At 44.1% G+C, this 12,547-nt stretch carries 12 protein-coding genes and 1 tRNA gene; 1 reads left to right on the top strand and 12 read right to left on the bottom strand.

What is annotated here, in order from left to right; translation table 11 throughout:
- Window positions 1–223: 223 nt before the first annotated feature.
- The 3 genes from AB4329_RS04830 to AB4329_RS04820 form a co-directional block, all read right to left on the bottom strand.
- Window positions 224–314: transfer RNA gene (locus tag AB4329_RS04830), tRNA-Ser, on the bottom strand.
- A gap of 180 nt (window positions 315–494) precedes the next feature.
- Window positions 495–944: an L-alanine exporter AlaE gene (locus AB4329_RS04825; protein WP_017062062.1), complete on the bottom strand. Its 450-nt coding sequence runs from the start codon at window positions 942–944 to the stop codon at window positions 495–497.
- A gap of 248 nt (window positions 945–1,192) precedes the next feature.
- The gene (locus AB4329_RS04820) at window positions 1,193–3,646 is read right to left on the bottom strand and encodes an ATP-binding protein (protein ID WP_372116035.1); all 2,454 of its coding nucleotides are present in this window, start codon (window positions 3,644–3,646) and stop codon (window positions 1,193–1,195) included.
- A 171-nt stretch (window positions 3,647–3,817) separates the two neighbouring features.
- Between AB4329_RS04820 and AB4329_RS04815 the strand changes: the two genes are divergently transcribed.
- Window positions 3,818–4,387: a UPF0149 family protein gene (locus tag AB4329_RS04815; RefSeq protein ID WP_017062064.1), complete on the top strand. Its 570-nt coding sequence runs from the start codon at window positions 3,818–3,820 to the stop codon at window positions 4,385–4,387.
- A gap of 75 nt (window positions 4,388–4,462) precedes the next feature.
- Here AB4329_RS04815 and AB4329_RS04810 read toward each other — a convergent pair whose 3' ends face one another.
- From AB4329_RS04810 to ybgC, 9 genes are all read right to left on the bottom strand, one after another.
- On the bottom strand, window positions 4,463–5,494 hold the full coding sequence (locus tag AB4329_RS04810; protein ID WP_017063519.1) for a potassium channel family protein: 1,032 nt from the start codon (window positions 5,492–5,494) through the stop codon (window positions 4,463–4,465).
- A 175-nt stretch (window positions 5,495–5,669) separates the two neighbouring features.
- A complete protein-coding gene (nadA, locus tag AB4329_RS04805) occupies window positions 5,670–6,731 on the bottom strand; it encodes a quinolinate synthase NadA (RefSeq protein ID WP_017062067.1) in 1,062 nt (353 codons plus the stop codon).
- 209 nt (window positions 6,732–6,940) lie between these two features.
- Window positions 6,941–7,723, bottom strand: a complete 783-nt coding sequence (ybgF, locus tag AB4329_RS04800) for a tol-pal system protein YbgF (RefSeq protein WP_017072257.1) — start codon at window positions 7,721–7,723, stop codon at window positions 6,941–6,943.
- A 33-nt stretch (window positions 7,724–7,756) separates the two neighbouring features.
- Window positions 7,757–8,299 carry a peptidoglycan-associated lipoprotein Pal gene (gene pal / locus AB4329_RS04795; RefSeq protein WP_017062069.1) on the bottom strand — a complete coding sequence of 181 codons (543 nt, stop codon included), beginning with the start codon at window positions 8,297–8,299 and terminating at the stop codon, window positions 7,757–7,759.
- 113 nt (window positions 8,300–8,412) lie between these two features.
- Complete coding sequence (tolB, locus tag AB4329_RS04790; protein WP_017062070.1) at window positions 8,413–9,765, bottom strand: Tol-Pal system beta propeller repeat protein TolB; 1,353 nt, start codon at window positions 9,763–9,765, stop codon at window positions 8,413–8,415.
- A 12-nt stretch (window positions 9,766–9,777) separates the two neighbouring features.
- Entirely contained in the window at window positions 9,778–10,845 is a 1,068-nt protein-coding gene (tolA, locus tag AB4329_RS04785) for a cell envelope integrity protein TolA (protein WP_017062071.1), read from the bottom strand.
- A 13-nt stretch (window positions 10,846–10,858) separates the two neighbouring features.
- The gene (gene tolR / locus AB4329_RS04780; protein WP_017062072.1) at window positions 10,859–11,302 is read right to left on the bottom strand and encodes a protein TolR; all 444 of its coding nucleotides are present in this window, start codon (window positions 11,300–11,302) and stop codon (window positions 10,859–10,861) included.
- 3 nt (window positions 11,303–11,305) lie between these two features.
- The gene (gene tolQ, locus AB4329_RS04775) at window positions 11,306–11,989 is read right to left on the bottom strand and encodes a protein TolQ (RefSeq protein WP_017062073.1); all 684 of its coding nucleotides are present in this window, start codon (window positions 11,987–11,989) and stop codon (window positions 11,306–11,308) included.
- Window positions 11,979–12,416 (bottom strand): tol-pal system-associated acyl-CoA thioesterase, encoded by a 438-nt coding sequence (gene ybgC, locus AB4329_RS04770; RefSeq protein ID WP_017062074.1) that lies wholly within the window; start codon window positions 12,414–12,416, stop codon window positions 11,979–11,981. The genes tolQ and ybgC overlap by 11 nt, the downstream gene beginning before the upstream one ends.
- Between the last annotated feature and the right edge of the window lie 131 nt (window positions 12,417–12,547).

Below are 12,547 nucleotides of genomic sequence, written 5' to 3'. Positions count from 1 at the left end.
CATAATATTGCGTACTATTAATAATCTAGGTTCACGCCAAAAAATCAAGCGATTATCTATGATAAAAACACCTAATATGGTTAATTCTGCGACGGTATTAATAGAGATTATAACTATAAAGCAATGATTAAAGGAACGGATATTAGGGAGGTATACAGATGAGGTGGGATATAGAGGCTCTAAAACGAGAAAACCCCAGCATTTCTGCTAGGGTTTTGAATAGTGGTGGAAGGATGGGGATTTGAACCCCAGATACGCTATAAACGTATACTCGCTTTCCAGGCGAGCGCCTTAAGCCACTCAGCCATCCTTCCACAAATTGTGTGTTGAGTATGTCACTCAACGAGGCGCTACTTTATTGATTCTGCTTGCTTTGGTCAAGGGGCATTCTCAAAAAAAGTGCCTTTTTCGGTTTGTTCGATTACAAATTAACTCATTAGATCAAAAACAAACCAAATTTCATTCTTTCGCTGCACTTACGCTTGTTGCTTTTCTTAAGCTTGTTGATAGTAGCCAGGAACTCGAAACCATTTACGACACATATCGAGGAAGTAGCCGTAAAGTACGCCCATACCGCACGAGATAACTGCATTACTGGTGACAGCCGTAACGATCTGGTCGCCTGAAGCACCCACTGCCAACAAAATACCCGCATACACTGGAGACTGGAATAACACGTATGCCATCAAATCAGACAAGTTTTTCATCAATGAGCTTTCTGAAAGTTTTGCACCATTGCGTAAGAACCAATCACGAAAAACGCCATAAGGCCAAGCGATAGCAATGTTTACAGGAATAGATAACGTTCGAGAAGCAAGAGATTGCTCAAACGTCATACCAGAAATAAACACTTCTACGATCATGCCAGAAATAAAACAGAAAACGACCATAGCAAATGTATCCGCAGCTGCGTTTCGAATACAAAATGGACCACGAGACTTCATTGACGACAAACCTAAAATATATCACTGCTTAATTAGTGATTTAGTAACATATAAACAAGGCACATTTGCACCTCACCAGATAATGTCGCTATTAAATCACAAGATTAGTAGTCATACACTCCAAATTAAAAATCAAGTTGTAAATTAACAACCAAAAACCACTTTAAAAGCAGTCACTTTCACCAAAAAATCCAACCAAGGTCAAATATTGGACAGTTCGTCATTTACTTATCGTAATTAAACAACATTTAAGCCATAGGTAGATTTACAGTAATGATATTAATGACATCTTGTGTAGGTGGTGATCCTAAAGCAACCTGCTCTAACGCTTTATCGACTTGTTCAGTAAGTTCCGCGTTGTTCATAGCTTCAACGTGGACACGTAGGCTCTCTAGTGCAAATTGAATCAGTTCTAGGTTGTTGTCTTCTAGCGCCACATACAACGTCACTAACAGCTCTTCAGTGTTATCTTTGTTGCGAAGATCAGGTTTAGGCAGTGACTCGCTTTTACTTTTCGAATCGTGTGGTTTTACGTCTTGGCTTTCGAGCTCATCCGCTTTTACTTCATGGTATTGATAAAGCTTATTTGAATAGCGGAACAAGGCATCATCCAGTTCACGCTCGTCAATCGGCTTAGCAATAATATAATCCACACCTGCCCCCAACATACGCTCACGAGTCTCTTTAAAGACATCAGCCGTACAACCAAACACCAATACCGATGACACATCGCCAATCAAAGCACGAATAGCAGTGGTTGATTCAACGCCATCCATCACAGGCATATGGTTATCCATGAGCACCAAATCAAAGCGCTCAGCAACCACGGCTTGTATCGCAAGTTCACCGTTTTCGACGCTCTTACAGGTAAAGCCTTTACTGCTCATGAAGGCTTCAATGATCACCGTGTTAGTTCGGTTGTCCTCGACGATCAGTACCTTTAAGCCAGAGTAGTCCAACTTCTTATGTGGCAAACTCTCGATTTCTCCTGGCTGACATGGCTGAATCTTCAAGCGAACATCAAAACTCGTGCCTATCCCTTCTTCACTGGTGACGGTAATACTGCCATCCATCAACTGGGCAATTTTCTTCACAATCGCGAGGCCAAGGCCAGTACCGCCAAAACGCCTTGTGGTCGAAGACTCCGCTTGTTCAAACGGTTTAAAAATACGCTTCTGAGCTTCTTTAGAAATACCAATTCCGGTATCACGAACTCGAATGCTCAGATAGGTGTCACTCCCCTCTACAACTTCTTTCAGGTACACCTCAACAAAGCCTCTGGAGGTGAACTTCACCGCGTTGTTCAATAGATTAAACAAAATTTGGCGAAGGCGAGCTTTATCTGAGAAGTACCAACGACCCGAAGTCACCTCAGAGTACACTTTGAATTGAAGCCCTTTCTCGGAAGACAATGTGTAGTAAACACTGTTAATACTGCCGATGATCGAATCAAGCGGGAAACGCGTTTCATCAAGATCCAACCTGCCCTGCTCGATCTTCGAGAAGTCTAAGATCTCGTTGAGTAGAGTCATCATATGATCGCCGGACTCATACAAGCTCTTAAGATGCTTCTCTTGTTCAGAATTTAGAGGCGTTTTTAATAGGATTTGAGCGGTACCCAATACCCCATTCATCGGAGTGCGAATTTCATGTGACAAGGTCGCAAGGAAAGCGGTTTTTGCATTGGTGGATGCCTGAGCTTTAACCTTTTCCGCTTCGAGATAAATGGTCTTTTCGTTGAAGGTTTTAATCAAATGGCCGATTTCGTCATCACTCGAGTAATCCACATCAATGATTTCGCCGGCTTTCGAACTATCAACCTGTGCTGCAATCCTTGTGATTGGACTAATCAAATAACGGTTCAATAAGTAATACCCCGCCATGACACAAAGTAGCAATAGCGGAACAATACCGCCTTCAATGCTCATCACCTGACGAAACACTTCGTCTTCTACTCGTGATTTGGAGTTCACCACATCCACTTGCCAGCCGAAATCACCAAATTGATTGCTACTGATGTAAATGCCTTCAACGATATTAAAGTTATGCGAAACCAACACTTGGTTAAGCTTATCTCTGAGCGTAATGCCAAGGTTGTATTCTTCGGCGTGGTTCTTGATAAAACCAAGCAGCTCTTCGAGCGAGAGATCCACCGTGGCAACACCGGCAAAAGTACCGTCGTAATAATAAGGGGAAGACGCCGTAATCATTCGAACGTGTGTGTATGGATCGATATACACATCGCTCCAAGAGATCGTGCCTTGTTTTTGGTTGACGACAGATGTGTACCAATACTCTTCTTGATAAGGGGCATTTTGGGGGTTGTTGTAAGAATATATCTGGTCGATTATTCCATCGTCGGCTTTATTAAAAAAGTAACTGTTGAGAAGCTTTTTAGAATCAAGCGCATAAGGTTCGGGCCAAATACCGGCACTGACAATTGTATCGTCGCTCGCCGCCAACATGGACTTAAATAGCGGAATAACATCATCACCGTTACGATGCGCTTGAGCAAACCCAACGAGACTGTCTACGAAGCCTCGAGAACTACTGAGTGGCTCTGTAATCAATGCGGATAACAGTTGCGTACGCAAGTCGAGGTTTTGTTGTAATTTGGCGCGCACAGGGGATTCTACGACGTAATACGTCACACTACCGACAATGGCAATAAACATCGCAAGGTATAATCCAAGCGCTACCATGCTTTTTTTCTTTAAAGACGACCGTATCTGCATAATTCTTTTATTGTTTTCTTTTCTGTTAAACCTAGTGTTTATCATCCATGACATCAAGCCTTTTTAGATTGAAGCTTGATTGGCACAAGTTCATTGGTACTATAAGCGCAAATATGTTCCCTTTTACGGTACCTCACTTTGACTTTACAAGATATTCTTGCGCTTCCAGAGTTGGAAGGAAAGCTAATCACAGAACACAAAACAATGGGCTTTGTCACTGCAATGGCAGCGGCACCGAATGTGTTAACCCCGCATGAGTGGCTACCGTTCTTATGGGGTGGCGAAGAAGTCGCACCTTTTACGGATGGTGAACAGCTAGAAAGCTACATTGAAGTTATCATCGAGCTTTGGAATAAAACCCGCCCAGAACTGATTGAAGGGACTTGGGTTTGGCCTGAAGCTTGTCAATTAGACGACGAAGAAGTGGTGAACACTGCCGCTCGTGATTTTTGTGAAGGCTTGCTTCAAGGCTGGCAGATTGCTCGCGACGATTGGGAAACACTAATGCCTGAAGAGAGCGAAGATAACGCACTCGTTGGCGGTGTCCTGCTGTCACTGAGCATGCTTTACGATCCAGAAACGTCAATTGCTACGCTTGCAGAGCAAGGCATCGAAGGCCTAGAGCAGTTCGAAGAGATCTTTAACGCTGTTCCTGTGATGCTTTGCGGACTAACGCAGCGTGGCATTGCACTGGCTGAAGCTCAATAACAGTTAGCTTTATACAAGCCAAAAGGCCTCATTATGAGGCCTTTTTTAGTTTTCAGACGAAATAAAATAGTCGCTTTAGAAGCCTTTCCAATCGAAGTCATCAATTCGCTCATCAGCAATATAAAACAGCTTAGTGCCACTGCTGACCACTTGATCTAACTCTGGGTTGAGTTCAATACCGCTCCCCGTATCAATGGCGATCAGAGTTGCTTGATACTTCTCTTTAAACACTGAGAAAATAGGCGCGACGGTGACAGACTCAGCGTCTTCAGGGAAATACGTTGAATACTGTGTCATGCCTCTTGTTGAGCTCAATAATTCTTGGTGAAGCGCACTGGAACCTGGGTCTACCGCAGCCTTTGCTAGCATCTCAGCACCCACCGCTGGAATACATTCTGAGTTAGGGCAATGCTTGTGTAACAAATCGCTCAGCGCTTCATCTTTAAAGTAAACAAGAAGGTGCGCTTTAGGGTTTCGGTTGGCACAGTAAAGCGCCGCAGATAACGTAATGTCGTCTTCTGGGTTATCAATCAGGATGCAACTTGCAGACTCAATGCCCGTTTTCTCCATCTCTTTGCCATCGGTGTAGCTGTTTACTTTGACGAAATTGATTTCACCGGGTAACGGGTTCTCGATATCTGAACGCGTACATAGCACGATTGGTCGTTTACCCGTTTCTTCGTGTTGTAGCATGCGGATGAGATGAATGGTTCTTTGCTCATTCCACCCCAACATCAAAATGTGGTTGTCCACTCTAACTCTCCTTTTTCCTAGCAAGCCCGCTCGCCAATATTCAACACCTTCTGTCGCCACTTTACCGAGCAACGCGGCAAAAAGGCTCAACCCGCCTGGAATCACAAATAGAATAACGATCCACTGCCCCGCTACCGTGGTCGGTGATAAATCACCATAACCAACCGTAGAAGCCGTCACCACCAAGTAGTAAGCGAATACGGTAACCGAACTGGTTAAATCTGTTTCACCCGCCAAATACAGCATCGACCACGATAAAGCGATGTAGCCAAGAAAAGTGAACAGTAAGTTTTTGCCATTCAAAACAAAGATGTTTGCTTTGATCCAGCGTTTGAGTTGTAACCAGATTATCATTCGAGCCTCTAATCTTTTCCTCTTACTTACATGCTAGAAAAAATACGCGATATCAACAAGATGTATCATCAGAAAAAGATACATGACCACAAGATTGATATTGGCGGCCTATACGCAGATACAAAAAAACCAGCACTATTGGCTGGTTTTTTTATTGGTTAGATAAAAGAACGACTTACGCGTTACCTTTTACCTGCACATTTAACTGCTCTGCAAAATCTAGCATGCGGTTCAATGGAATAAGAGACTTCACGCGTAATTCGTCAGAAACGAAGATTTCGTGTTGCTCACCACCATTCTCAAGCGCGTTTTCAATCGCTTCAAGGCCGTTCATTGCCATCCAAGGACAGTGTGCGCAGCTACGACACGTTGCACCAGCACCCGCTGTCGGCGCTTCAATCAGCTCTTTTTCAGGAACCAATTGCTGCATCTTGAAGAAGATGCCTTTGTCTGTCGCAACAATCATCTGTGGATGAGGCAGCTCTTTTGCTTTCTTGATCAGTTGGCTTGTTGAGCCTACAGCATCAGCCAGTTCAACCACGCTTGCTGGTGATTCTGGGTGAACCAAGATAGCCGCTTCTGGGTATACCGATTTCATTTTCTTCAAAGCATCAGCTGAGAACTCATCATGAACGATACACTCACCTTGCCAAAGCAACATGTCAGCGCCAGTTTGATTTGCGATGTAAGAACCTAGGTGACGGTCTGGCCCCCAAATAATGGGTTTGCCTTCAGCGTCTAGGCTTTCAACGATTTCTAAAGCGATGCTCGACGTAACTACCCAGTCTGCACGAGCTTTAACAGCTGCAGAGGTGTTCGCGTATACAACCACAGTGTGGTCAGGGTGAGCATCACAAAATTCTGTAAATTTGTCAGCTGGGCAGCCAAGATCAAGCGAACATTCAGCTTCAAGTGTTGGCATTAAAATGCGTTTTTCAGGAGTAAGAATCTTTGCAGACTCACCCATGAAACGAACACCAGCGATGATCAAAGTGCTTGCTGAGTGACGGTTACCGAACTTAGCCATCTCTAATGAATCGCCAACGAAACCACCAGTTTCTTCTGCCAGAGCCTGAATTTCAGGATCGGTGTAGTAGTGTGCAATTAGAACTGCATCTTTTTCTTGAAGTAGTTTTTTGATGTTTGCGATGTGGGCCTGTTTCTGAGCGTCGCTCAATGGAACTGGCTTAGGCGGAAACGGGTAAACTGTATCGATTTTATCTAGTATATGACTCATTGCTCTTACTCTACGCAACTTCTTCCGAGAATCCGAGTATTCTACACAGGACAGCGATTGGGATCAAAAAGGATTGGTTGCAAGCGGTGACTAGCTAATGCTTAAAACGCATAAACAAGGCGATGTGTTGTCATCACTAGCAAGAGAAGTAAACACTAAACGGAAGTGAACAGGTATAAAAAAGAGGCGCCTAAGCACCCCTATTTTGGTTATAAGTGGGTTTTGGCCACTTTAGCCGAAGCACTGTTTGGGTGCTCGGTTACGACTTGTTGGTAATATTTCTTAGCTTGCGTCGCGTTGTTGTTGCGCGCTGCTATGTCACCAAGCTTAACCAGTGCATCTGCTCGCTTGTTTGAGTCTTTGTACGACACAACAGCAGCGAAGCTCTTCACGGCTTCTTTATCTTGCTTCTTAGCGAAATAAAGCTGACCTAACCAGTAATGTGAGTTAGGTGTGAAGGTAGAATCTGGGAAGTCTTTTTGAAACTTTTGGAATGCAGCGATAGCACCCGTGTAGTCTCGTTGCTTTAGAATCATATCTACAGCATTTTGATAAGCAGTTTGCTCATCCACATCAGTACTGAACGTACCAGAAGCGTCTTTAGAGCCTTCGCTCGCCGCCACTGCTACCGTTGCTGTTCCTGCTGCTTTCACCTCGCCTCTTACGCGATCCAGTTCAATGAACAGTTCACGCTGACGCTCTAGCATTTGCTTCATATCGTAGCTGTTTCGTTCCAGCTCACCACGAAGTTCACTGATCTCCAGTGCCATGTCGTCGATTTGCTGTTGCATTTGAAGCTGAACGAGATTGCGATTTTGAAGCAGGCGCTCTAAACGCTCAATATCTGATTCGTTAGATGCTGATCGAGAGGAAGATGATGAATTGGTTGCGGTGCTATTGAGATCGGATACTGGAGCTGGTGCAGCGAACGCGGTGTTCGCTGCACTTGCCAGTAACGAAAGCAAAATGACTCGCTTTGTGTTACTGAACATGAGGCAATTCCTCAATTATATAGTCTACTAAAATTAGTAAACTAGTACTGCGCGACGGTTTTTAGCGTACACATCTTCAGATTGACCTAGAAGAAGTGGCTTCTCTTCGCCGTAGCTTACGATAGAGATTTGGTCAGCTTGAACACCTAGAGCTTGTAGGTATTTCGCTACAGCTTGTGCACGACGCTCGCCAAGTGCGATGTTGTACTCAGGAGTACCGCGCTCATCAGCGTGACCTTCGATAGTAACGTTCATGTCAACGTTCTTAACTAGGTATGCTGCGTGAGCTGCTAGCATTTCTTCGTAATCGCCAGCGATAGTAGAGTTATCGAATGCGAAGTAGATTGTTTGAGTTTCACGTAGCGCTTGCTCTTTAAGCTCTTGCTCAGACAGTTGACCATTAGCGTCAATTGGCGTTACAACAGTTGTGTCTACATTGCCTTCTGAACCTGAAGTTGTTTGGTTGCTTTCAGTACCAGATGTTGCAGATGTTGCTTCATCAGTTGAGCTACATGCCGTTACTGCCATCACTGGTAGTGCAATCATCAAGCCTTTAAGAACTTTGTTAAGTTGCATCTTTTTTTCCTTACGTTATCAAACTTAGTTTCTACAGCGACTAAGAGTGCTATAGATAGTTAAATGCCACAATAGTTAACACTATCAATAGCTAAAAGAATATGTAATTTTCCCTAGAGGAACGGTGACCATGCAGGCGCTCTTACGCGTCCGTTAGTTGCCGGTAATCTAGCTTTAAAACGTCCATCGATAGAAACCATTGATAGTACATTTGTTTTGTTGTAAATAGAGCTATAGATAACCATACCTCCATTCGGTGCAATACTTGGAGACTCATCTAACAATGTTTTTGTTAGTACCTGAACCGCACCGGTTTCCAAATCTTGCTTAGCCAAGTTAAAACCTGAGTTGCTGCGATTCACCATGATCATGAATCGACCATCAGGAGTGATCTGGCCACCTAAGTTTTGGCTACCTTGCCAAGTAATACGAGAAGTCGAATTATTGGACAAATTTACATTATAAATCTGTGGTTTACCACCACGATCCGATGTGAAAATAAGAGACTTGCCATCTGGGTGCCAGAATGGTTCAGTATTATTCGAACGGCCGCGGGTAATTTGAGTCAGCTTACGGCTAGCAAGGTCAAGTGTGTACACCTGAAGGCTGCCCGTTTTCGACAATACCAATGCCAATGTTTTACCATCTGGCGAGAATCTTGGCGCACCATTGTGACGAGGGTATGACGTCACTTTCTCACGTTCACCCGTGTAAATATTCATGATGAATATTTCAGCTTGGCCATTCTGGAAGCTCACATAAGCTAGCTTTTTGCCGTCTGGTGACCATGCTGGAGACATGAGAGGCTGCTTAGAACGAAGTACTAAACGCTCGTTAAAGCCATCGTAGTCAGCAACACGAAGTTGATACGGGTACTTGTCTTTATCGTTCACTACCACGTAAGAGATACGAGTTAAGAACGCGCCTTTCTCACCAGTTAGCTCTTCATACACTAGGTCTGAGATACGGTGTGCGTACTCTCTCAAGCGATTACCAGGAACCGTAGCCTTCTTATTGAATAGAACGTGATCTTTAGAAAGCACTAATTGGCCTTCATCACTCAGCGCACGACTTTGTCCTTTGGTCAGTTGACCACGAACAATGTCGATCAATTGGTAATTCACCACATACTGCCCTTCGGCATTTTTAGTGATACTACCGGTAAGCAATGAGTCAACACCTAGGTTAGTCCAAGCATCAAAGTTAACCTCAGTTTCACTGTAAGGCGTTTGAGGCATTTTGCTTGTCGCAACTGGGCTGAATTTACCACTGCGCTGTAAGTCAGAAGCGATAACCGCTGATACATCGTGTGGCAATGGCTCTGAGCCTTCCCAACGGAAAGGTACAATAGCGATAGGTCTTGCAGAGTTAATACCGTCTGTAATAACCAGCTCCAGCGCTGCATGTGCAAACTGGCTGCTTGTAGCTATTAAGAAAACAAAACTCAGTAATAGTTTCTTTAACACAAGTTCGTCCTTTTACTCTGGTGATACAGTTAAGTTAATGTCTTTCAGTGAGTTCACAATGTCTGGGTCTTTAGGCAACGGGTAAGATTGTACTTGTGCCACCGCACGCTTGGTTGCTGCACATAAACGGCTATCGCCATCTAAGATACTCAAACTACCCAATATCGCGTTAGAGCCCGTTGGAATCAGCTTAAGGTTCACTCGACATGAGCGTCCTCGATAGCTGTCTTCTAACAACAGGTTCTGTTGAATCAGTTGGGTATAGATAGCCCCGTAACGTTGCGCTTCATCAGTGATAAATTGTTGTCTTGCTGAAGAGTTTTGAGTCGCTTCCGTTTCAAGCCCAGCAAAGATATCGTTCAATGCGGCTTCTTGTTGTTTACGCTCTTTTTCTGCTTTTGCTGCAGCTTCTTTTGCCTTACGGGCTTTCTCTGCTGCGGCTGCCGCTTCTTTCTCTTTCGCTATGCGTTGCTTTTCCGCGAGTTCAGCGGCTTCTTTCTCTTTACGAGCTTTGTCTGCTGCCTCTTTCGCTGCTTTTTCTTTTGCCACGCGTTCTTGTTCAGCTTTTGCGATTGCCGCTTCTTTGGCTTTACGCTCGTTCTCGGCTTTCACTAACGCAGCTTCTTTTAGCTTACGGTCAGCTTCGGCTTTAGCGGCTTTCTTTTGCTCTTGCTGTAAACGCGCTTCTTCAGCTTTGCGTTGTTTCTCTTTCTCAACTCGACGCTTTTCAGCTTCACGAGTTGCTTTAGCTTCTTTCGCTTGCTGTTCTTTTAGCTTGCGAATATTTTCTTCTTCAGCTTTACGATTCTTTTCAAGTCGTTCGCTTTCACGTCTTAGTTTGTCAAGACGCTCTTGCTCTTTCTTGCTTGCCGCTTCTCTTTGTTGACGAATCTGTTGAGCTTGCTGGCGAACCAACTGAGGATCAATCACCACTGCTTGAACCATCTGCCCTGTAGGCTTTGGCTCTGACATCGTGAAATCCGCCCCCCAAATGAGCGCAACGAATAAAATGACGTGCAGCCCAAGAGAAATAAGAAGCGGTGATCTGAAATTATTGGATTTTTTATTATTCGCTTTCATGAATGCTACGGAGCTATTCCCTTATATCCGTTAAAAGGCCAACCTTTGGCACACCTGCACGGCTTAATTCATCAAGTAATAAAACCACTTCAGCGTATGGCGTTGCGGCATCACCACCAACCGCCACTGGAGAGTTTGGCTTCAGAGACAACTCGGCTTTCACACGGACGATAATATCTTCCATTGATAAGCCACGCTGTACTTCTTCGTCATTAACGCTCAAGCCAAGTTCACCGTCTTTGTTCACTTCAACGATGATGAAACTTGCATTGTCGTCACCCAGTAGGTCTTGTGCCGATTTAGCCGTTGAAGCCTGAGGCAATTCAACGTCAACGCCTTGAGTAACAAACGGCGAAGTCACCATAAAAATGATCAGCAAAACAAGCATAACGTCGATGTAAGGTACAACGTTAATCTCTGCTGTCATTTTGCGTTTTTTAGGTTGGTATCCAGCCATCTATTATTCCCTGCCAGCCATCGCTTGACGGTGAAGAATACTGTGAAACTCTTCAGAGAAAGTCGCGTAGTTGTGTTCTAGCTTGCCTACTCGGCTGCTGAAGCGGTTGTACGCCATTACCGCTGGAATCGCAGCGAATAGACCCATTGCTGTTGCGATCAGTGCTTCTGCAATACCAGGAGCAACCATTGCGAGCGTCGCTTGCTTCACTTCACCTAATGCGATGAATGAGTGCATGATGCCCCAAACCGTACCAAATAGGCCGATGTATGGGCTGATAGAGCCAACGGTCGCCAAGAAAGGTAAGTTAGTTTCTAGTTCATCAACCTCACGAGCAACGGCAACGCGCATCGCACGGCCAGTGCCTTCCATAATGAAGTCAGGTGATGTTGCATTCGATTTACGAAGGCGAGCGAACTCAGTAAAGCCTGCGTAGAAAATTTCTTCAGTACCAGAAAGCTCGTCTTTGCGTTTGTTGCTCTCTTGGTACAGTTTTGCAAGATCAACGCCTGACCAAAATTTGTCTTCAAACACTTCTGTTTGTTTAGAAGCTTGAGATAACACTTTACTTCTTTTTATGATCATCGCCCAAGAAACAACAGACATGCCCATAAGAGTCAGCATGACCATCTTAACTAGTAAACTAGCTTCTAAAATTAGGCCTAAGATTGAGATTTCAGCAGTCACTATTCGTTAGCTCCGTGAGAATAAATGTTGGCATTGCTTTGGGTTTCATTTTTTGATTATCGATACATGCTACCTTAACCATTGCTTTACACAATGCCTTGCCATCAGGATTTACGATCTCTTGACAGAAGACCAAGGTAGCTCGCTTCAACTCGTAAATATTTGTAATGACTTGTAAAGAATCATCAAGACGCGCGCCTTGAATAAAATCAATGTCCATATGTCGGACTACAAAACCGATGTTTTGTTCTAACAATACTTGCTGAGAAACGCCAATTGAGCGCAACATCTCAGTTCGAGCGCGTTCGAAAAACTTAAGATAGTTTGAATGGTATACAACGCCACCCGCATCGGTGTCTTCGTAATACACAGTCACTGGCCACGTAAATAGCTTAGATAATCCCTGCAATTTGCTACCACAATCCAAAACGATAAAGATCTCACTATAACCTAACTCCTTATCATTAATAGTATATCGCTGTGAATTTTTTGATTTGAGAGACGAAAAAAAAGGCCATCTGTATAAGATGACCTCTTTTTGGCTAAAAACCCAACAAG

This window comes from Vibrio sp. 10N.261.54.A5, from assembly GCF_041471145.1.
GTDB classification, from domain to species: Bacteria; Pseudomonadota; Gammaproteobacteria; order Enterobacterales; family Vibrionaceae; genus Vibrio; species Vibrio crassostreae_C.
Note: the sequence above shows the minus strand (reverse complement) of the source record. Positions and strands in the feature narration are given on the sequence as shown.